Here is a 20,174-nt window from a genome sequence, read left to right as displayed (position 1 = left end):
GCCCTGTCGCGGCGCTCAGCCCGCGAGGCGGGCCGCGGCGCGCGCGACGTCCGCGTCCGAGGCCGTGAGCGCCACCCGGATGCGCCGGTCGTCGCCGTAGAAGCCGCCGGGGGCGACGAGGATGCCGAGGCCCGCGAGCTCGTCGACCTGCGCCATCGCCTCCCTGCCGTCGGTCGCCCAGAGGTAGAGCCCCGCGTCGGCGGCGACGTCGAGCCCGCGAGCGCGCAGGGCAGGGAGGAGCGCGGCGCGGCGCGCGCGGTAGCGCTCGCGCTGCTCGGCCACGTGGGCGTCGTCGCCGAGCGCCACCGCGAGCGCGTGCTGCACGGGGCTCGGCGCCATGAGCCCGAGGTGCTTGCGCACCTCGAGCACGCCCTGCACGACCGTGCTGCAGCCCGCCACGAACGCGGCCCGGTAGCCGGCGAGGTTCGACTGCTTCGAGAGCGAGTAGACGGCGACGAGGCCGCTGCGGTCGCCGTCGGTGACGCGCGGGTCGAGGATCGAGGGCGCGTCGTCGACCTCCCACGGCAGCAGCGCGTAGCACTCGTCGCTCGCGACGACGATGCCCCGCTCGCGCGCGGCGGCCACGACGCGGCGGAGCGCCGCGACGCCCAGCACCTCCCCCGTCGGGTTCGACGGCGAGTTCACCCAGACGAGCCGCGTCGCCTCGGGCCAGTCGTCGGGGTCGTCGGCGCGCACGGGGGTCGCGCCGGCCATGCGCGCGCCGATGTCGTAGGTCGGGTAGGCCACGCGGGGGTGCACGACCACGTCGCCGGGACCGAGCCCCAGCTGCAGCGGCAGGCCCGCGACGAGTTCCTTCGAGCCGACGGTGACGAGCACGTGCTCGTCGGCGAGCCCCGGCACGCCGCGCACGCGCGCGAACCAGTCGGCGATCGCCCGCCGCACCTCCGGCGTGCCGTGGTTCGTGGGGTAGCCGTGGGCGTCGGTGGCCTCGCGGAGCGCCTCCTGCAGGAGCGCGGGCGTCGGGTCGACGGGCGAGCCGACGCTGAGGTCGACCAGGCCCTCGGGGTGCGCCGCGGCGCGGGCCTTCGCGGCTGCGAGCGTGTCCCAGGGGAAGTCGGGCAGCCCGAGGCGCCGGGCGCCGGAGGGGATCACTGCGCCTGCGGCGGCAGCGCTGCGACGATCGGGTGGTCGTGCTTGATGACGCCGACCTTGGCCGCACCGCCGGGCGAGCCGATCTCGTCGAAGAAGTGCACGTTGGCCTCGTAGTAGTCGGCCCACTCCTCCGGCGTGTCGTCCTCGTAGAAGATCGCCTCGACGGGGCACACCGGCTCGCAGGCGCCGCAGTCGACGCACTCGTCCGGGTGGATGTAGAGCATCCGCTCGCCCTCGTAGATGCAGTCGACGGGGCACTCGTCGACGCACGCGCGGTCCTTGACGTCGACGCACGGGAGCGCGATCACGTAGGTCATGGCCTATCCCCTTCCCTGCGGGTCGTCCGCCCGGCCGGCTCGTGCCATCCTAATCCGGCGCATCGACTCGGCGTCTGGCCACGCCAGAGCGAGCAGCGAGACGAGCGCCGGGACGAGCGTCCACAGCCAGCCCGCGAGGTTCGCGGGCACGATCGTGCGCTCGCCGCCGAAGGTGCCGCGGCCGAGCGGGTCGATCGCGACGATCGCGATGACGCCGACGAGGCCGAGGACGGCGCCGAGCGTGAGGGGCCGGGAGCCGCTCGCGGCCCGGATGCCGCCGATGAGCGCGGTCGCGGCGACGAGCGAGAGCAGGAGGCCCCAGGGCAGCGACTGGTGCGAGAAGGTGCCCACGACGCCGACGATCGCGCCGGCGAGCACCGCGCCGACGCGCAGCGTCCAGCGCGTGCGGCGCGCGGGCAGGGGCTCGATGAGCCGGTAGTGCTCGAGCTCGTCGACGGCCTGGCGCTGGCCGCCGACGTGCAGCACCTCGTCGCCGCGCACCTCGAGCTGCGAGCGGTGGGCGTCGAGCGCGGCGAGCACCTGCGTTCGCACGGGTGCGAGCGGGAACGCGACGTCGGCGGGGCGCGGCGTGCGGACGTAGAGCGGCAGGTCGTAGCGGCGCGCCGTCAGCACGGCGGCGCGGTGGACGGCGACGTGGTCGGGATGCCCGTAGCCGCCGTCGGCGTCGTAGGTGACGATCGCCGTGGGGTCGACCTCCTCGACGACCACGCCGAGGGCGTCGGCGAGCTCGTCGGGGTCTGCGGCCGCCATCGCGTCCTCCGGCGCATCCGCCGCGGCGCCCGCGGTGCCGTCGGGGAGCCAGCGCATGCCGGAGTCCTGGAAGCCGTGGATGCGGCGGCCGCGCGCGCCGAGCGCGCGGAGCGCCTGCTCGAGCTCGGCGCGGCGCACCTCGCCGACGCCGATCGCGTCGACCTCGCCCTGCCGCTCGGGCCGGATCTCGCCGCGCTCGCCGAGCGTGCAGGTGACGACGACCGCGTCGCCGCCGTCCGCGGCCACGGTGGCGATCGCCGCGCCGGTCGAGAGCGTCTCGTCGTCGGGGTGGGCGTGCACGAAGAGCACGCGCTCGAGCCGATGGTCCATCCCCGCCATCCTCCCACCTCCGGCGCACCGCACCCTGCACCCCCGCCGAGCGGCCGCCCCGGCCCCTCCCCAGCCCCCGTGCTCCGACCGGTCGCTCGCGCACCGCGCTCTCGCCGAGCGGTCACTCCCGCCGCCGCAGGTCGCCGAACGGTCGCATGTGGCGACGAGACTCCCCGTCCGACGACCACGCGTGACCGTTCGATCGAGCGGCTCGCGCGCTCCTCCTCCACAGCCGCGAGACCGGAGAGCACCCGGCGCGCGCAGGGCCCGCGTGATGCGCGCATGACACGACGAGCGTTCACCACCGAGCAGGGCATGGCAGCGGGCCTGTCGAGATCGACGATGCGGGGCGCGGCGTTCCGCCGGCCTGCTCGAGGGGTCCGGGTCACGGGACCGGGCATGGCCGGCCCCGAGGGTGATCGCGACGACCTGATCGCCGGTCTCTCCGCCCTCGCGCGACCGGACCAGTTCTTCTCGCACTCGACCGCCGCGCTGCTCCACGGCATCCCGTTGCCCCGCCGCCTCGAGCGCGGCCCGGTGCACCTCGCCGCCCCGTCGGATGAGGCACGGATGCGCAGGCCGGGCGTCGTCGGCCATCGGCTCGTCTCGCGGGTCGTGGAGGTCGCGGGACTGGGTTCGAGGCGCCCGAGGATGCGTTCGTGCACCTCGGCACCGTGCTCTCGATCGACGAGCTCGTGGCGGTGGGCGACTGGCTGGTGAACCCGCGCCGGCCAGGAGCGCTCACGCTCGGGGACCTCGAGGAGACCGTGCGCCGCTGCCGCGGCGCCCGCGGGATCCGCACGGTCGAGCGGGCCCTGCTGCTGGTGCGGCCCGGAGCGGAGTCGCCGAAGGAGACCGAGGTCAGGCTCGACATGCTGCGCGCTGGCCTCCCGCTGCCCGTGCTGCAGCACGAGCCTGCGCGAGCCCGACGGCACGGCCTGGGCTCGCCTGGACCTCGCCGACCCGTCGCTGCGGCTCGCGATCGAGTACGACGGCGAGCACCATCGGCTCGACGACGCGCAGGACGACCGCGACGTCCGCCGGCTGCGCAGGCTGGCCGCGGAGGGCTGGCTCGTGATCCGCATCACGAAGGCCGATCTCCGGCTGCGCCGATCCGCCGTGCTGGCGCAGATCGTCGATGCCCATGCGACGCGCACGGCCGAGCGCGTGCTCGCCCGCGCCGGACGCTGAGCTGGCCACCGCCCCATGGAGCGCTGAGCGGTCACGAACGGCTGTCGCGCATACGTGCGCGCAGCCGTTCGTGACCGCTCAAGGGCCCACACGGGCCGGAACGACCGCTCAACGGGTCTCGTGGGCGGGAGCGACCGCTCGGGGACCCGCGAAGGCGGGAGCGACCGCTCGGAGGCGGGTCAGCCCTGCTTCTTCAGGCGGCTCGCCTCGCGGGCGCGGGTCGTCTGGTCGAGGTTGACCTTGCGGATGCGCACCGCGGAGGGCGTGACCTCGACGCACTCGTCGTCGCGCGCCCACTCGAGGCACTCCTCGAGCGAGAGCAGCTTCGGGGGCGTCAGGCGCTCGAGCTCCTCGCCGGTCGACGACCGGATGTTGTTGAGCTTCTTCTCCTTGGTGATGTTGACGTCCATGTCGTCGGCGCGGGAGTTCTCGCCCACGACCATGCCCTCGTAGACGTCGTCGCCGGGCTTGATGAAGAACACGCCGCGCTCCTGGAGCGCCATGATCGCGTTGGGCGTCGAGACGCCCTGGCGGTCGGCGACGAGCGCGCCGTTGTTGCGGGTGACGATCGCGCCCGCCCACGGCTGCCAGCCGTGCGAGATCGCGTTGGCGATGCCCGTGCCGCGCGTGATCGTCATGAACTCGGTGCGGAAGCCGATGAGGCCGCGCGAGGGGACGACGAACTCCATGCGCACCCAGCCGGTGCCGTGGTTCGTCATGCCGTCCATGATGCCCTTGCGGCCCGCGAGCAGCTGCGTCACGGCGCCGAGGTGCTCCTCGGGCACGTCGATCGTCAGGTGCTCGAAGGGCTCGTGCAGCGTGCCGTCGATGCGGCGCGTGACGACCTGCGGCTTGCCGACGGTGAGCTCGAAGCCCTCGCGGCGCATCTGCTCGACGAGGATGGCGAGCGCGAGCTCGCCGCGGCCCTGCACCTCCCACGCGTCGGGACGGCCCACGTCGACGACGCGCAGCGAGACGTTGCCGATGAGCTCGCGGTCGAGGCGGTCCTTCACCATGCGGGCGGTGAGCTTGGAGCCCTTGACCTTGCCGGCGAGCGGCGAGGTGTTCGTGCCGATCGTCATCGAGATCGCGGGCTCGTCAACGGTGATCGCCGGCAGCGGCCGCACGTCGTCCGGGTCGGCGAGCGTCTCGCCGATCGTGATCTCGGCGATGCCGGCGACCGCGACGATGTCGCCGGGGCCCGCGCTCTCGGCGGGCACGCGGTCGAGCGCCTTCGTCTCGAGCAGCTCGGTGATGCGCACGTTCTGGACCTCGCCGTCGTGGCGCACCCACGCGACGGTCTGGCCCTTCTTGAGCGTGCCCGCCTTGACGCGCAGCAGCGCGAGGCGGCCGAGGAACGGCGAGGCGTCGAGGTTCGTGACGTGCGCCTGGAGCGGCGCCTCGTCGTCGTACGACGGCGCGGGGATGTGCTCGAGGATCGCGGCGAAGAGCGGCTCGAGGTCCTCGCTGTCGGGCAGCGAGCCGTCGGCCGGCTTCGTCGCCGAGGCGCGGCCGGCCTTGCCCGAGGCGTAGACGACCGGCACGTCGAGCACGGCGTCGAGGTCGAGGTCGGGCACGTCGTCGGCGAGGTCGGACGCGAGGCCGAGCAGCAGATCCTGGCTCTCCCCCACGACGGCGTCGATGCGCGCGTCGCCGCGGTCGGTCTTGTTCACGAGGAGGATGACCGGCAGCTTCGCCTCGAGCGCCTTGCGGAGCACGAAGCGCGTCTGCGGCAGCGGGCCCTCCGAGGCGTCGACGAGCAGCACGACGCCGTCGACCATCGACAGGCCGCGCTCGACCTCGCCGCCGAAGTCGGCGTGACCCGGGGTGTCGATGACGTTGATCGTCACGGGCACGTCGGTGTGCGCCCCCGCGTACCGGATCGCCGTGTTCTTGGCGAGGATCGTGATGCCCTTCTCGCGCTCGAGCTCGTTCGAGTCCATCACGCGGTCGTCGACGGCCTGGTGGTCGCTGAACGAGCCGGTCTGGCGGAGCATGGCGTCGACGAGCGTCGTCTTGCCGTGGTCGACGTGGGCGACGATCGCCACGTTGCGGAGGTCGGATCGCTGAGCGATCGGCATGGCGGAGCCTTCCGAGGAGAGGGAGTGGCGGCAGAATGCGCCGCGGCCGCCCAGTCTACCGGGCGGCCGCGGCGGCCGGGCGCGGGCCCGGCGCGATGGATGCGTCGGGCTGGCGCGACGCGCCTCGCGGCGCTCCGCCTGCGCGACGGGGTCGGGCAGCGGCACGGCCGAGATGAGGCGGCGCGTGTACTCCTCGCGCGGCTTGCGCAGGATCTCGTCGCGCGTGCCCTCCTCGACGATGCGGCCCTTCCGCATCACCGCGATGCGGTGCGCGAGCGAGTCGACGACCGCGAGGTCGTGGCTGATGAACAGGCACGCGAACTGCAGCTCGCGCTGGATGTTCGTGAGCAGCTCGAGGAAGCGCGCCTGCACCGACACGTCGAGCGCCGAGGTGGGCTCGTCGGCGATGAGCAGCTCGGGCGCGAGCGCGAGCGCGCGGGCGATGCCGACGCGCTGCTTCTGGCCGCCGGAGAGCTCGTGCGGGTAGCGGTTGCGGTACGAGACCGGCAGCTCCACCGACGAGAGCAGCTCCTGCACGCGCTTGTCGAGCTCCTTCGCCGAGATCGGGTCCTTCGCGTCGCGGCGCGAGAGCAGGATCGGCTCGCCGATCGACTCGCCGATCGGCATGCGCGGGTTGAGCGACGACGAGGGGTCCTGGAAGACGATGCCCGTCTTCTCGCGCAGCGGCTTCAGGTCGCGCATCGACGCGGCCGAGATGTCGGTGCCCGCCGCGACGAGGCGGCCCTGCGTGATCGGCAGGAGGCCGATCGCCGCCCGGCCGAGCGTCGTCTTGCCGGAGCCCGACTCGCCGACGAGGCCGACGATCTCGCCCGGGTACACCGAGAGGTTGATGTCCTCGGCCGCGCGGAACGCGGGCACGCGACCGCGCTTCGGGTACTCGATCACGACGTCCTCGAAGCGGAGCACCGGCTCGACCGCGTCCGACACCTTCGAGGCCTCGAAGGCGCGGCCCGTGCGGTCCTCGTGCACGCCGAGGTACGGGACCGCCGCGAGGAGCTCCTTCGTGTACCCGTGGCTCGGGCGCTGGAACACGTCGAGCGCGGTGCCGCGGTCGACCATCTCGCCGTTGCGCATCACGATGATGCGGTCGGAGAGGTCGGCCACGACGCCCATGTCGTGCGTGATGAGGATGACCGCGGAGCCGAGGTCGTCCTTGAGCTTGCGCATGAGGTCGAGCACCTCGGCCTGCACCGTCACGTCGAGGGCCGTGGTGGGCTCGTCGGCGATGAGCAGCGAGGGGTCGCACGCGAGCGACTGCGCGATCATCGCGCGCTGGCGCTGGCCGCCCGAGAGCTGGTGCGGGTACTTGTTGAAGGCGGTCGGCGGGTCGGGGATCTCGACCTTCGCGATCAGCTCGATCGCGCGCTCCTTCGCCTGCGCGGGCGTCAGGTCGAAGTGGCTGCGCAGCGCCTCCATGATCTGGAAGCCGATCGTGTAGACCGGGTTGAGCGCCGTCATCGGCTCCTGGAAGATGACCGCGATCTCCTTGCCGCGGATCGAGCGGAGGTCGCGGGCGGGGATGCCCAGGATCTCCTGGCCCTTGAGCCGCACCGAGCCGCGCGTGCGCGCGTTCGGCGGCAGCAGGCCCACGAGCGCCATGGCGGTCGTCGACTTGCCGGAGCCCGACTCGCCGACGATCGCGAGCACCTCGCCCGCGCGGACCGCGAACTCGGCGCCCTTGACGGCGGGGTAGAAGGTGCCGTCGACCCAGAAGTCGACGTCGAGGCCGCTGGCCTCCAGGATGACGTCGCGCTCTGCGACGGGTGCGGCTGCCGTGTCGGTCACGGGAGCTCCTCTCCTGCGGTGTCCGGGGTGCAGATCGTGTCTGCGAGACTTGTGGGGTGGCCTACCAGCGTGCGGAGTTCCGATCGTCCTTCGGCCGAGTGATCACGGTGGTGATCGGTCTGCTCATGGCAGGAGCGGTGGTGAGCCTGCTGCTCTCCCCCGACCCCGCCGCATCGCTGTGGCTGCTGGGGTGGCCGCTGCTGGGCGCGACCGCCACCTGGGTGCTCATGTGGCGCCCGCGCGTCGTCATCGACCAGGTCGGCGTGCGGGTCGTGAACCCGCTCGCCACCTGGCAGGTGCCGTGGGGCGCGATCCGCCGCATCGACACGAAGTGGGCGCTCGAGCTGCGCACCGACCGCGGCACCGTCACGGCCTTCGCCGCTCCGGCGCCGAGCCGCTACGGCGTCGCGCGCATCACCCGCGACGACATCCGCCTCGCGCGCGAGTCGAGCCTGGTCGGCGGCGGCATCCGCCCCGGCGACTCGATCCACAGCGTGTCGGGCGCGGCCGCCCACGTCACGCGCTCCCACTGGGAGGAGCTGCGCGACGAGGGCCGCCTCGACGACGCGGCGACGGCGACGCGCACCTGGCACTGGCCGTCGATCGCGCTCGTCGCCGTGCCCGCGGCGCTCGCCGCCGCGGGACTGCTGATCCGCTAGCAGCAACGTCAGCTCCGGTCGGCCTGGGGGCCGTCGCCCGCCGCGTCGCCCGCGGTGCGGGGACCGCGAGCGTCGGGGCCGGGCGCCTGGCCGGGGTCGACGTCGGCGCGCGCGGGGTCGTCGGCCTCGTGGCCGCGGAGCACCGCGGCGTCCGCAGCGACCGCGTTGCCCGCGGCGGCCTTCGCCATCGCGCGCTCCGAGGGCATCCGCTTCTGGCGCGGGTCGAACGCGTCGCGCAGGCCGTCGCCGATGAAGTTGATGCACAGGGCGATCGTGATGATGAACAGGCCGGGCCACCAGAAGAGCCACGGACGCGTCTGGAACGCCTCCTGGTTCTGGCTGATGATGAGGCCGAGCGAGGTGTCGGGCGCCTGCACGCCGTAGCCGAGGTACGACAGCGCCGTCTCGGCGAGGATCGCGCCGGCCATGAGCAGCGTCGTGTTGACGATGATGACGCCCATGGCGTTCGGCAGGATGTGCTTGAAGATGATCCGGCCGTTCGAGGCCCCGGCGACGCGCGCGGCGTCGACGAACTCGCGCTCGCGGAGCGAGAGGAACTCGCCGCGCACGAGACGGGCGAGGCCCGTCCACGAGAAGAGGCCGAGCACGAGCGCCAGGATGAACGCGCCGAGCTTGCCGAAGGTCGAGCCGATGACCGCACCGATCACGATGAACGGGATCGTGATGATGATGTCGGTGAAGCGCATCAGGATCGCGTCGGTGATGCCGCGGAAGAACCCGGCGAGCGAGCCGATGACGATGCCGATCGTGCCGCCGATGAGGCCCACGAGCACCATGATCATCAGCGACTGCTGCGTGCCGCGCATGACGACCGCGAACAGGTCCTTGCCGATGGTGTCCTGCCCGAAGGGGTGCTGGAGCGAGGGCGTGCCGCCGTTGACGGGCGCGGGGTTCTCGAACCAGGTGTACGGCCACCAGCCGGGGATCCGCACGGGGCCGGCGGAGATGCCGACCGACGTGAAGGCGAGGATGACGATGAGCGCGAGCACGACCATCGACACGACCGCGCCCAGGTGGCGGAAGAACCGCTTCCGGACGATCTGGCCCTGGCTGAGGCCCTCGATCTCCTTGAGCTCGAGGTTGGCCTCGGCGTCGGTGACGTGCGGCTCGTTGGTCTGCGGGATGTTCGTGGTCATCAGCTCACCCGGATCCGGGGGTCGAGGGCCGCATAGGCGATGTCGGCCAGCAGGTTGAACAGGAGCGCGAGCGCGCCGGTGACGAGGAAGAACGCCATCACGGGGTTCGGGTCGACCCGGTCGAGGCCGTTCTGGAACATCGAGCCCATGCCGGTCCACGCGAACACGCGCTCGGTGATGACGGCGCCGCCGATGATGCCCGCGATGTCGAACGCGACGATCGTCGTGATCGGGATGAGCGCGTTGCGGAAGGCGTGGCGGACGACGACCGTGCGCTCCGTCAGGCCCTTCGCGCGCGCCGTGCGGATGTAGTCCTGGTTCATGACCTCGAGCAGGCTCGCGCGGGTGTAGCGCGTGTAGCCGGCGAAGGAGATGACGCAGAGCGCGATCGAGGGCAGCAGCAGGTGCGTGAACGAGTCGACGCCCTGCACGAAGAACGACGAGTCGGCGAACCCGGGGTTGCCCGCGCCGATCGTGGCGATCGGCCGGCCGCGGATGAAGCCCGACTGCGAGTAGGCCTGCCACAGCTGCATGTGCCGGTCGACGACCATGATGGCCCCGACGAGGAACGCGACCCAGCCGCCGACCTTGCGGTTCGTGGCCTTGTTGTCGCCGCCGAAGAGGTGGCCGATGCCGACGCCGACGAGCACCGTGACGATCGCGAGCGCCGCCATGAGCCAGAACGTCATGCCGACGACCGACGGGTTGAACAGGTAGTAGTTCACCGGGTAGTACAGCGCGAGGCCGAGGCCCGCGACGCCGAGCGCGATCCAGAGGGAGCGCTTGCGCTTGAAGCCCGCGAGGATCGCGACGACGATGAGCGCGATCGCGACGAAGAAGACGCCGATCGCGACGATCGTGAAGTCGAGCCCGAACAGGATGAAGCGCGGGTTGAGGAACCAGCCGGTCGCGCTCATGTACCACAGCAGCAGGCCCGCGGCGACGGTGCCGAGGACGAACGTGATGGCCTTCCTGCGCACGTCGCCGCCGAGCACCGACATCCAGAAGAGGCCGGAGACGAGCGCGACGAGGGCGATGACCCACCAGTGGATCTGACCGCCTGTCTGGAGCCAGTCGTTCGCGCCGATGGCGAGGAACTGCTTGAGCAGCACCGCGAACCAGAAGATCGGCAGCGAGAAGAAGAGGAACGACACGAGCGTGATGCTGTAGTCGTACGCCGAGTACTGGCGCAGCGCGGTCGTGATGCCGATCGTGATGCCGAGGATGATCGCGATGACGGTCGCGACGGTCACGAGGCGGAGCGTCTGGTCCATCGAGTTGAGCAGCACGTTCAGCACGGGCTGCTGCTGCACCGTCATGCCGAAGTCGCACTGGCCGATGAAGCAGCCGCCGATGCCGCTGAGCCAGATGAAGTAGCGCAGCGGAGGGGGCACGTCGAGGTTCAGGAGGCGGATGCGCGCCTCGATGAGCTGCTGGGTCTGCGGGGTCTGCACGCCGCGCAGGTCCTCGAGCGGGTCGCCCGAGAGGGCAACCATGTTGTACATGAGGAAGGTCGCTGCGAGCAGGATCAGCACCGCTGCGATCAGGCGCCTGACGATGAATGTCGCCACCGGTTCGCCTCCTTGGGTCCGGTCGGTGGGGGGAAGCACGCGAGCCGCTGATCGAGCGGCCTGTGCCTGTTCATGCGAGGGGCGCCGAGCCAGGCGGCTCGGCGCCCCTCTGCCTGAAACCAGATCACCCTAGCAGGGCGTCAGGCTCCGGGCGGTGGTGGGGATCAGCCCTCGGTGACGTTCGTCTCCGTCGGCTCCCAGTCCCACACGTTCCAGAAGATCGTGGGGGCCAGCGGCGACGACTCGATGTTCGTGATGCGGTCGCTGAAGGCCGTGACCTCGGGGAACTGGAAGATGGTCAGGCCGAACGCGTCCTCGACGAGGATGCGGTCGATCTCCATGAGGAGCTCCATCTGGCGGTCGGTGTCGACCGTCGTGTTGAGCTCGGCGACGACCGCGTCCATCTCCTCGTTGGAGTAGTAGGACAGGTTGTTGATGCCGCCGGTCTCGAAGTTCGGGCCGACCGAGGCGACGCCGAGCGACGTCGACTGCCAGCCGAACAGCGAGGCGTCGTACACGCCGGGAGCGCCGAGGAGGCCGCCCCACTCGGGCGACGAGCAGTCCGTCACCGACCAGCCGGCCTGCGCGGCCGACTCGCGGATGAGCTCGAACTCCTGCACGCGGCGGGGGTTCGTCGAGGCGAAGAGGAGGCAGACCTCAGCGCCCTCCTCGATGCCCGCCTGCTCGCGCAGCGCGGTGGCCTGCTCGATGTCGACCTCGCCGTACATCTCGTTGATGCCCGAGGTCTCCACCGACTCGTCGTAGCCCTCGGCGCCGGGGACGAAGACGGCCGAGTTGCGGACCGTGGCCTCCGGGTTCAGCGGGACGATGAGGCGGTCGACGATCTCCTGGCGGGGCACCGTCATGAGGAACGACTGGCGAGCCTCGAGCGTCTCGAAGACGCCCGGGTTCTTCGACTGGTCGAACTGCAGGTCGATGTGCTCGTAGGTCGCGCCCTCGCCGTACTGGACGGTGATGCCGTCGGTGCCGTCGAGCGCGGCGCGCACGTCGGCGGTCGCCTGCGGCTGGATGATGTCGACGTCGCCGTTCTGGAGCGCCGTCACGGCCGCCATGGCGTCCGTGATGAAGCGGACCGTGATGGTCTCGACCTGCGGCTGGTGGTCGCCGACGTAGTTCTCGTTGGCGCTCAGCGTGATGTACTGGTCGGCCACGAAGTCCGTGATCATGTACGGGCCGTTGGCCGTGAGGACCGACGTGTCGGTCGGCATCTCGGTGAAGTTGAAGCCCGTGTTCCAGTACGCCGCCAGCTGGCCGATGACCTCGAGGTCCTCGTTCTGGATGGCGTCGATGACGGCCTGCTTGGCCTCCATCGGGTCCTCGATGCCGAGGGCGTTCATGGCGATGACGTGCGCCGGGAGGCCGGCGCCGGTCATGGCGAGCTCCCAGTCGACGTAGAAGTCGGTGTACGTCATGAGGAGGCCGCGGCCGTCCTCGTTGATCTCCGGCGTGTCCTGGACGAGGCCGAGGCCCGACGTGGGCGTGGCGCCCGAGTCGAAGAAGACCGTGCCCTCGGGGAAGTCGGTGGTGAACTCACCGGTCTCCGGGTCCTGGAACTCGGCCGGGTCGAAGTCGGCCGTGTTGAACGCGCCCGACAGCGCCGCCCAGTTGAGGAGCATGTCCGCGGCGTCGACCGGGACCTCGTCGCTCCACTGGTTGCCGTCGGTGATCGTGTACTGGACCTGCAGCGGGTCCTCGGACACGAGCTCGTACGTGCCGAAGGTGGTGTCCTGCTGGAGCTCGGGGGTGTTGTCGTAGAACGAGAACCCCGAGTAGGTCATGTAGTTGATGTTGTTGTTCGCGGTGGCGTTGCCGAACGACGTGTTGCCGTTGGCCGAGTAGAACGGCTGGTTCCACGCCGCCGTGATCGACGAGCCCTCGACGATGTCCGCACCAGGCGCCGTGGTCGGCGCGCAAGCGGACAGGACGAGAGCGCTCGTCGCGAGCAGCACGCCGCCCGCAGCGAATCGCTTGATCCTCAATGTTCCTCCTGTGCAAGGTGAGCGCACGGCCCATCGGCCGCAGTGCTCCGGATGAGTGCCACGGTAGTGGCGGGTCGCGGCTGACACGGGCCAGGCAACCAGATCGTTACCAAGTCGGTGCCGAACCGTGATCGGGTGCGCCGAGGTGCCCGGCCGCGCAATGGATCGCCGTTCCGAGCCCCATCGCCCGCGCATGGCCCGCAGCCGTAGGATGCGCCCGTGACCGATCGCGAGGCGCTCCGCTCCCCCGTGGTTCCCGCGCGTCCGGCCCCCGTCGCCGCGCGCCGGCTCTGGTGGGAGCTCGGGATCGTGCTGCTGCTCTCGCTCGGCGCGAGCGCCCTGTGGTCGGTGCTGTCGTTCGTCGACTACTCCACGCGCGAGACGCCCATCGGCGAGCAGACGGTGGCGCTCAACCCCACCCGCTCCGACCGCTCGTGGCTCGACCTCGCGTACCAGCTCACGGGCATCGCGCTCGACCTCGTGCCCGTGGCGCTCGTGTGCTGGCTGCTGTGGCGCGCGCGCCGACCGCACCTCGGGGCGCTCGGCATCGACGGCGCGCGGCCGCTGCGCGACGCGGGCTGGGGCACGGCGCTGGTGCTCGTGATCGGCGTGCCCGGCCTCGCCCTGTACTTCGCCGGCCGCGCGATGGGGCTCACCGTCGCGGTCGTGCCCTCGCCGCTCGACGCGCACTGGTTCACGGTGCCCGTGCTGCTGCTCTCGGCCCTCCGCGCCGGCCTCACCGAGGAGGTCATCGTGGTCGGCTACCTCTTCGAGCGGCTGCGGCGGCTCGGCTGGGGACCGTGGGCGATCCTGCTCTCGACCGCGGCGCTCCGCGGCGTCTACCACCTGTACCAGGGCGTGCCCGCGCTCGTCGGGAACTTCGCGATGGGGCTGCTCTTCGGCTGGCTCTACCAGCGCACGGGACGCCTCGTGCCGCTCATCGTCGCGCACACCCTCATCGACGTCGCCGTGTTCGTCGGCTACCCGTGGGCCTACGCGACCTTCCCGGGGCTCTTCGGCGCCTGACGCCCGCCGTCGCCGCCACAGCGGAGCCCCGCGGCTACGGCGTCGCCTGCGGCTCGAGCCCCCACTCCCAGGCGTTCCACGTCAGCGGCGCCGGCCCCGGCCGGGGCGCGACGTTCTGCAGGCCCGGCGCGCTCACGGTGAGCTGCGGCTGCTCCGCGATCGGCAGCAGCGCGGCGTCGTCGACGAGCGTCGCCTCGACCTCCAGCAGCGTGGTCTCGAGCGCCTCCTGGTCGGCGGTCGCGAGCGCCTCGTCGAGGAGGCCCTCGCGCTCGCCGCTGCGCAGCGCGGTGACGCCCCCGTCGCGCCAGCGCGAGGCGATCGCCTCGACGTCGCCCGGGACCGCTGCGGCGCGCAGCACCGCGTGCCAGCCGTCGCCCGCGAGCGCGGCGGCGAGGTCGTCGGCCCCGCAGTCGGCCACCGACCAGCCGGCGGCGGCGGCCTGCGCCGCGAGCGCCGGGAGGGCGGCGGCGGCGAACGCGTCGCCGCGGTCGTAGGCGACGCAGACCCTCGTGCCCGCGGGCACCGCGGCCGCGTCGCGGAGGGCCGCCGCCTCCTCCTCGTCGGTGCGCGGGAAGGCCTCGGCGAAGCCGGCGTCCTCGAGCGCGTACTCGGCGAGGCGCGTGCCGCCGCGGAAGAGGATCGAGTCGACGAGCTGCGCCTCGTCGGCGCGGTCGCCGAGGGCCGCCTGCACGAGCGCCTGCCGGTCGACGGCTCGGAGGAACGCGCGCCGCGCGTCGGCGGATGGGAAGGGGGCGCGGTCGGTGCGCAGCGCGAGCTCCCAGCGCACCCCGGAGCCGGCGGTCGAGAGCGTCGCGCCGTCGCGGTCGAGGTCGCGCACCGCGTCGGCGTCGCCGTCGGAGGGGCGCACCGTCGCCGCCTGCAGGCTCGCCGCCGACGAGGCCGGCGAGCGCCGCCGCGTCGTCGGGGACCGCGTCGAGCGCGATCCGCTCGATCTCGGCGCCCTGCTCGCCGACGTAGGAGGCGTTCGCGACGAGCTCGACCCTGCCGTCGCGGATGCCGTCGACGCGGTAGCCCGCGCTCGAGAGCAGCGCGTCGGCGGGGAGGTCGGCCGCGCTCACGGCGAAGCCCGTGCTCCACGCCTCGGCGAGCGGCGCGAGCGCGAGCGGGTCGGCGCGATCGATGGCGTCGAGCACGCGCTGCTTCGCCTCCATCGGGTCGGCGATGCCCAGCACGCGCTGGCCGAGCACGTGCGCCGGCACGGCGACGTCGAGGAGCGTCTGCCAGTCGGGCACGGGCTGCGTGAGCGGCACGTCGATCGAGCGGGCGAAGTCGTCGCGCTCCGGCGGCTCGATCGCGTGGCGGAGGCCGCCGGGGTCGGCCGCGTCGAACCACACCGCGTCGCCCGGGAGGTCGAGCGCGCCGTCCTCGGCGCGGAGCGCGGGGAGGTCGAGGCCCTGGGTCGAGAGCGCGTTCGAGCCCGCCGCCCAGGCGAGCATGAGGTCGGCCGCGTCGACCGGCACGCCGTCGGACCAGCGGATGCCGTCGGCGAGGTCGAAGCGCACCGTGAAGGGATCGTCCTGCAGCACCGTCGCGACGCCGAAGGAGGGGTCGAGCCGCAGCTCGCCCGTCTGGTCGACGACGCCGAAGGACCCGCGGGTCATCGCGGCGACGTCGAGGTTCGCCGCGGTGCGCCCCGGCGTCGAGGCGGCGTTCGTGCTCGTGAGCTCGCCCGCCCAGGCGACCGCGGCCTCCGTGCCGGGCCGCACGCGCGAGGGCGCATCGGCCGAGCACGCGGCCAGCAGGCTCGCCGCGACCACCGCGGCCAGGGCGGCGGCGGCGCGGCGTGCCCGCAGGCGCATCAGGCGAAGGCCTCGGGCGGCGGGCAGCTGCAGACGAGGTTGCGGTCGCCGCGCGCCTGGTCGATGCGCGACACCGGCGGCCAGTACTTGGCCCGCTCGACGCCCGGCACCGGGAAGACGGCCTGCTCGCGCGTGTAGGTGCGGTCCCACTCGCCGTGCACGATCGAGCCCGCGGTGTGGGGGGCGCGGCGCAGCGCGCTCTGCTCGAGCGGGACCTCGCCGCGGCCGATCGCGTCGGCCTCGGCCTTGATCGCGATCATCGCCTCGACGAAGCGGTCGAGCTCCGCGAGGTCCTCGGACTCCGTCGGCTCGACCATGAGCGTGCCCGCGACGGGGAACGACATCGTCGGCGCGTGGAAGCCGTAGTCGACGAGGCGCTTCGCGACGTCGTCGTTCGTGACGCCCGTCGCCTCCTTCAGGGGGCGGAGGTCGAGGATGCACTCGTGCGCCACGAGCCCGTGGTCGCCCGTGTAGAGCACCGGGAAGTGCTCGCGCAGGCGCGCCGCGACGTAGTTGGCCGCGAGCACGGCCGAGGCCGTCGCCCGGGTGAGGCCGTCCATGCCCATCATGCGCACGTAGGCCCACGAGATCGGCAGGATCGAGGCGGAGCCCCAGGGCGCCGCCGAGACCGGGTTGGCGCCGACGAGCACGCCGTCGACCTCCTGGGCCTCCTCGCGCGGGTCGCGCGGCAGGAACGGCGCGAGGTGCGCCTTCGCCGCCACCGGGCCCACGCCCGGGCCGCCGCCGCCGTGCGGGATGCAGAAGGTCTTGTGGAGGTTGAGGTGGCTGACGTCGCCGCCGATCTCGCCGAAGGTGGCGTGGCCGAGCAGGGCGTTGAGGTTGGCGCCGTCGATGTAGACCTGGCCGCCCGCCTCGTGCACGAGCTCGCACACGCGGCGGACGTCCGCCTCGTACACGCCGTGCGTCGACGGGTAGGTGATCATGAGCGCCGCGAGCGAGCCGGCGTTCGCCGCGATCTTCGCCTCGAGGTCGGCGAGGTCGACGTCGCCCGTCGCGCTCGTCGCGACGACGACGACGCGCATGCCCGCGAGCACGGCCGAGGCCGCGTTCGTGCCGTGCGCCGAGGCGGGGATGAGCACGACCTCACGGTGGTCGTCGCCGCGCGAGCGGTGCCAGCCGCGGATGGCCATGAGGCCCGCGAGCTCGCCCTGCGCGCCCGAGTTCGGCTGCAGCGAGACGGTGTCGTAGCCCGTGATCGCGGCGAGCCACGAGCCCAGCTGGTCGACGAGCTCGAGCGAGCCGGCGGCGTCCTCCATGGGGCCGTAGGGGTGCAGCGCCGAGAGCTCGGGCCAGGTGACGGCCTCCATCTCGGCCGCGGCGTTGAGCTTCATCGTGCAGGAGCCGAGCGGGATCATGCCGCGGTCGAGCGCGTAGTCGCGGTCGGCGAGGCGCTTCGCGTAGCGCATGAGCTGCGTCTCGGAGCGGTGGGTGCGGAACACCTCGTGCTCCATGAAGGCGCTCTCGCGCGCGAGCGCCGAGGGGATGGCGCGCTCGCCCTCGCCCGCGTCCGCCCAGCCGAGCGCGGCGAGCAGCGCGTCCGCGCCGGGCTCGACCCAGGTCTCGTCGAAGGCGACGTGCAGCAGGTCGTCGCCGACGCGGTGCACGAGCATGCCCGCCTCGCCCGCGGCCGCCTGGAGCGCGGCCGCGCGGCCGGGCACGTGCACGCGCACGGTGTCGAAGAAGGCATCGTGGACCACCTCGGCGCCCGCGGCGCGCGCGGCCGCGGCGAAGCGCGTCGCGACGCCGTGGACGCCCTCGGCGATCGCCCGGATGCCCTCCGCGCCGTGGTAGACGCCGTACATCGAGGCCATGACGGCCAGCAGCACCTGCGCGGTGCAGATGTTGCTCGTCGCCTTCTCGCGGCGGATGTGCTGCTCGCGCGTCTGCAGCGTGAGGCGGTAGGCGGGGTAGCCGTCGGCGTCGACCGAGACGCCGACGAGGCGGCCCGGCAGCTGGCGGGTGAGCGACTCGGCCACGGCCATGAAGCCCGCGTGCGGGCCGCCGAAGCCCATGGGCACGCCGAAGCGCTGCGAGGACCCGACGACGATGCGCGCGCCCTGGCTGCCGGGCGACTCGACGAGGGCGAGCGCCAGCAGGTCGGCGGCCGCGACGGGCACGCCGCCGGCCTCGGTCGCCGCGGCGAAGTGCGCCGAGGCGTCCCAGACCCGGCCCGAGGCGCCGGGCAGCTGCGCGACGAGGCCGAAGGCCTCCGGCAGCGCCTCGGGCGCGGTCTCGGCGAGCGGCAGCTCGACGAGATCGATCCCTGTGGCCTCCGCGCGGTGGCGCAGCAGCGCCTTCGACTGCGGCAGCAGGTCGGCGTCGACGACGAAGGTGGACGAGGCGGCCTTCGAGGCGCGGCGCGCGAGCAGCATCGCCTCGACGACCGCGGTCCCCTCGTCGAGCATCGACGCGTTCGCGATGTCGAGGCCCGCGAGGTCGGCGACCATGGTCTGGTAGTTGATGAGCGCCTCGAGGCGCCCCTGGCTGATCTCCGGCTGGTACGGCGTGTACGCCGTGTACCAGGACGGGTTCTCGAGGATGAGGCGCTTGATCGGGGGCGGCGTGATCGTGCCGTGGTAGCCGAGGCCGATCGCGCTGCGCCGCACGGTGTTGCGCGCGGCGAGCGCGCGCAGCTCGGCGAGCGCCCCCGTCTCCGAGGCGGCCTCGCCGATCGCGGCGCCCGCCGTGCGGATCCCCTGGGGCACCGCGGCGTCCATCATCGCGTCGAGCGAGTCGAAGCCGACGGCCTCGAGCATGACGGCCTCCGCCGCCGCATCGATGCCGATGTGGCGGTCCGCGAAGGGCAGCATCAGGCCGTGAGCCCGCGGTAGTCGCCCTCGTCGAGGAGCTCGGGCTCCTCGGTGAAGCGCACCTTGACGAGCCAGCCCTCGCCCTCGGGGGCGGAGTTGACGAGCGTGGGGTCGCCCGCGACCTCGTCGTTCACCTCGACGACCTCGCCTGCGGCCGGCGCGAGGAGCTCGCCCACCGACTTCGTCGACTCGATCTCGCCGATCGCCTCGCCGGAGGCGAACGAGCGGCCGACGCCGGGCAGGTCGACGTAGACGACGTCGCCGAGCTGCGCCTGCGCGTAGTCGGTGATGCCGATGATGTGGACGTCGCCCTCGGGGCGCACCCACTCGTGGTCCTGGGTGTACTTGGTCTCGCTCATGCGCGGGCCTCTCGGGTGTAGAAGGGCAGCTCGGTGACTGCGGCGGGCAGCTGCGTGCCGCGCACATCGACGGACAGGGAGTCGGAGGCGGCCGAGCCGGGCTCGACGAGCGCCATCGCGATGGGGACGCCGAGCGTGGGCGAGAGCGCCCCGCTCGTGACGGCGCCGACGACGCGGTCGCCGTCGAGCACCGGGTAGCCGGCGCGCGGGGCGCGGCGGCCCTCGGCGGTGAGCCCGACGAGCACGGGCGCGCCCTCTGCCGGACCCGCCTCGACGGCCGCGCGGCCGACGAAGCCGCCCTTCGTCCGGAGCGCCACGACGCGGCCGAGGCCCACCTGCGCGGGCAGGGTCTCGAGCGAGAGCTCGTGGCCGTAGAGCGGCATGCCCGCCTCGAGGCGCAGGGTGTCGCGCGCGGCGAGGCCGCAGAGGGTCAGGCCGTGCTCCTCGCCGGCGATCGCGATGGCACGCCAGAGGTCCTCGGCGGCGTGCGCGGCGACGTAGAGCTCGAAGCCGTCCTCGCCCGTGTAGCCCGTGCGGGCGACGAGGACGTCCTCGCCCTCGAAGACCGCCTCGAGCGCGCGGTAGTAGCGGAGGCCCTCGAGGGGCTCGGACTCGAGGCCGATCGCGCCGACGATCGCGGCCGCGGCCGGTCCCTGGACGGCGATGAGCGCCGTCTCCTCGGTCTCGTCGACGAGCGCCGCGTCGAAGCCGGCGATGCGCTCGGCGATCGCGCCGGCGGCCGCGTGCCGGTTGCCGGCGTTCGCGACGACGAGGAAGGCGGTCTCGCCCAGGCGGTAGACGATGAGGTCGTCGACGATGCCGCCGTCCTCCGCGAGGAGCAGCGTGTACTTCGCCTGGCCGAGCTCGAGGCCCGACATGCGTCCGGCGAGCGCGTGGTCGAGCGCGGCGCCCGCCTCGGCGCCGGTGACGCGCAGCTCCGCCATGTGGCTGAGGTCGAACAGGCCCGCCCGCTCGCGCACGGCCTGGTGCTCGGCGAGGTCGGAGCCGTAGCGGACGGGCATCGCCCATCCTGCGAAGTCGACGAGCTGCGCGCCCGCCGCCTCGTGCACCGCGTGCAGCGGCGTGCGCTGCAGGGCGTCTGCGCCCGTCGATGGTGCGTCTGCGGTCATGAGTCCTCCGTC

Annotated in this window: 14 protein-coding genes and 1 pseudogene; 3 read left to right on the top strand and 12 right to left on the bottom strand. The window is 72.9% G+C overall.

The features are described 5' to 3' along the window. Positions 1–15: 15 nt before the first annotated feature. The 3 genes from dapC to OVA14_RS08945 are packed head-to-tail and all read right to left on the bottom strand — an operon-like array spanning position 16 to position 2,531. On the bottom strand, positions 16–1,113 hold the full coding sequence (dapC, locus tag OVA14_RS08955; RefSeq protein WP_324287997.1) for a succinyldiaminopimelate transaminase: 1,098 nt from the start codon (positions 1,111–1,113) through the stop codon (positions 16–18). Further along, positions 1,110–1,430 carry a ferredoxin gene (gene fdxA, locus OVA14_RS08950; protein WP_267503557.1) on the bottom strand — a complete coding sequence of 107 codons (321 nt, stop codon included), beginning with the start codon at positions 1,428–1,430 and terminating at the stop codon, positions 1,110–1,112. Before fdxA ends, dapC begins: the two co-directional genes overlap by 4 nt. A gap of 3 nt (positions 1,431–1,433) precedes the next feature. Beyond that, positions 1,434–2,531 carry a PIG-L family deacetylase gene (locus tag OVA14_RS08945; RefSeq protein WP_267503556.1) on the bottom strand — a complete coding sequence of 366 codons (1,098 nt, stop codon included), beginning with the start codon at positions 2,529–2,531 and terminating at the stop codon, positions 1,434–1,436. An 882-nt stretch (positions 2,532–3,413) separates the two neighbouring features. Between OVA14_RS08945 and OVA14_RS08940 the strand changes: the two genes are divergently transcribed. Then, positions 3,414–3,722 carry a DUF559 domain-containing protein gene (locus OVA14_RS08940; RefSeq protein ID WP_324288061.1) on the top strand — a complete coding sequence of 103 codons (309 nt, stop codon included), beginning with the start codon at positions 3,414–3,416 and terminating at the stop codon, positions 3,720–3,722. 179 nt (positions 3,723–3,901) lie between these two features. Here OVA14_RS08940 and typA read toward each other — a convergent pair whose 3' ends face one another. Both typA and OVA14_RS08930 read right to left on the bottom strand, forming a co-directional pair. Then, positions 3,902–5,803 carry a translational GTPase TypA gene (gene typA, locus OVA14_RS08935; RefSeq protein WP_267505544.1) on the bottom strand — a complete coding sequence of 634 codons (1,902 nt, stop codon included), beginning with the start codon at positions 5,801–5,803 and terminating at the stop codon, positions 3,902–3,904. 117 nt (positions 5,804–5,920) lie between these two features. Continuing rightward, a pseudogene (locus tag OVA14_RS08930) lies at positions 5,921–7,609 on the bottom strand (ABC transporter ATP-binding protein); the annotation flags it as partial. A gap of 56 nt (positions 7,610–7,665) precedes the next feature. Here OVA14_RS08930 and OVA14_RS08925 point away from each other — a divergent pair. Further along, positions 7,666–8,268, top strand: a complete 603-nt coding sequence (locus tag OVA14_RS08925) for a PH domain-containing protein (RefSeq protein WP_267503555.1) — start codon at positions 7,666–7,668, stop codon at positions 8,266–8,268. 8 nt (positions 8,269–8,276) lie between these two features. On the opposite strand, the gene OVA14_RS08920 is transcribed toward OVA14_RS08925, so the two are convergent. The 3 genes from OVA14_RS08920 to OVA14_RS08910 form a co-directional block, all read right to left on the bottom strand. Continuing rightward, positions 8,277–9,425, bottom strand: a complete 1,149-nt coding sequence (locus OVA14_RS08920; RefSeq protein WP_267503554.1) for an ABC transporter permease — start codon at positions 9,423–9,425, stop codon at positions 8,277–8,279. After that, complete coding sequence (locus OVA14_RS08915; protein ID WP_267503553.1) at positions 9,425–10,996, bottom strand: ABC transporter permease; 1,572 nt, start codon at positions 10,994–10,996, stop codon at positions 9,425–9,427. The genes OVA14_RS08920 and OVA14_RS08915 overlap by 1 nt, the downstream gene beginning before the upstream one ends. Before the next feature lie 164 nt (positions 10,997–11,160). Beyond that, on the bottom strand, positions 11,161–12,996 hold the full coding sequence (locus OVA14_RS08910) for an ABC transporter family substrate-binding protein (RefSeq protein ID WP_267503552.1): 1,836 nt from the start codon (positions 12,994–12,996) through the stop codon (positions 11,161–11,163). Between the two features lie 219 nt (positions 12,997–13,215). On the opposite strand from OVA14_RS08910, the gene OVA14_RS08905 reads away from it, so the two are divergent. Next, positions 13,216–14,022 carry a CPBP family intramembrane glutamic endopeptidase gene (locus OVA14_RS08905; protein WP_420710576.1) on the top strand — a complete coding sequence of 269 codons (807 nt, stop codon included), beginning with the start codon at positions 13,216–13,218 and terminating at the stop codon, positions 14,020–14,022. A gap of 34 nt (positions 14,023–14,056) precedes the next feature. Here the strand turns inward: OVA14_RS08905 and OVA14_RS08900 are convergent, their stop codons facing one another. The 4 genes from OVA14_RS08900 to gcvT all read right to left on the bottom strand — a co-directional run bounded on the left by OVA14_RS08900 (position 14,057) and on the right by gcvT (position 20,162). Beyond that, complete coding sequence (locus tag OVA14_RS08900; RefSeq protein WP_267503551.1) at positions 14,057–14,890, bottom strand: hypothetical protein; 834 nt, start codon at positions 14,888–14,890, stop codon at positions 14,057–14,059. A gap of 951 nt (positions 14,891–15,841) precedes the next feature. Then, positions 15,842–18,673 carry an aminomethyl-transferring glycine dehydrogenase gene (gene gcvP / locus OVA14_RS08895; RefSeq protein WP_267503550.1) on the bottom strand — a complete coding sequence of 944 codons (2,832 nt, stop codon included), beginning with the start codon at positions 18,671–18,673 and terminating at the stop codon, positions 15,842–15,844. After that, positions 18,673–19,032: a glycine cleavage system protein GcvH gene (gene gcvH / locus OVA14_RS08890; RefSeq protein ID WP_267503549.1), complete on the bottom strand. Its 360-nt coding sequence runs from the start codon at positions 19,030–19,032 to the stop codon at positions 18,673–18,675. The genes gcvP and gcvH overlap by 1 nt, the downstream gene beginning before the upstream one ends. Further along, positions 19,029–20,162, bottom strand: a complete 1,134-nt coding sequence (gene gcvT, locus OVA14_RS08885; RefSeq protein WP_267503548.1) for a glycine cleavage system aminomethyltransferase GcvT — start codon at positions 20,160–20,162, stop codon at positions 19,029–19,031. The genes gcvH and gcvT overlap by 4 nt, the downstream gene beginning before the upstream one ends. Positions 20,163–20,174 lie beyond the last annotated feature (12 nt).

Origin of the sequence: Agrococcus sp. SL85 (genome assembly GCF_026625845.1) — a bacterium.
In the GTDB taxonomy this organism is placed as follows: domain Bacteria; phylum Actinomycetota; class Actinomycetes; order Actinomycetales; family Microbacteriaceae; genus Agrococcus.
This window is presented reverse-complemented; position numbering and strand designations above follow the sequence as displayed.

Coding starts and splice junctions, on each gene's coding strand:
- gcvP (WP_267503550.1), bottom strand. CDS start 18,673: ATGCTGCCCTTCGCGGACCGCCACATCGGCATCGATGCGGCGGCGGAG.
- gcvH (WP_267503549.1), bottom strand. CDS start 19,032: ATGAGCGAGACCAAGTACACCCAGGACCACGAGTGGGTGCGCCCCGAG.
- OVA14_RS08945 (WP_267503556.1), bottom strand. CDS start 2,531: ATGGACCATCGGCTCGAGCGCGTGCTCTTCGTGCACGCCCACCCCGAC.
- typA (WP_267505544.1), bottom strand. CDS start 5,803: ATGCCGATCGCTCAGCGATCCGACCTCCGCAACGTGGCGATCGTCGCC.
- gcvT (WP_267503548.1), bottom strand. CDS start 20,162: ATGACCGCAGACGCACCATCGACGGGCGCAGACGCCCTGCAGCGCACG.
- fdxA (WP_267503557.1), bottom strand. CDS start 1,430: ATGACCTACGTGATCGCGCTCCCGTGCGTCGACGTCAAGGACCGCGCG.
- OVA14_RS08920 (WP_267503554.1), bottom strand. CDS start 9,425: ATGACCACGAACATCCCGCAGACCAACGAGCCGCACGTCACCGACGCC.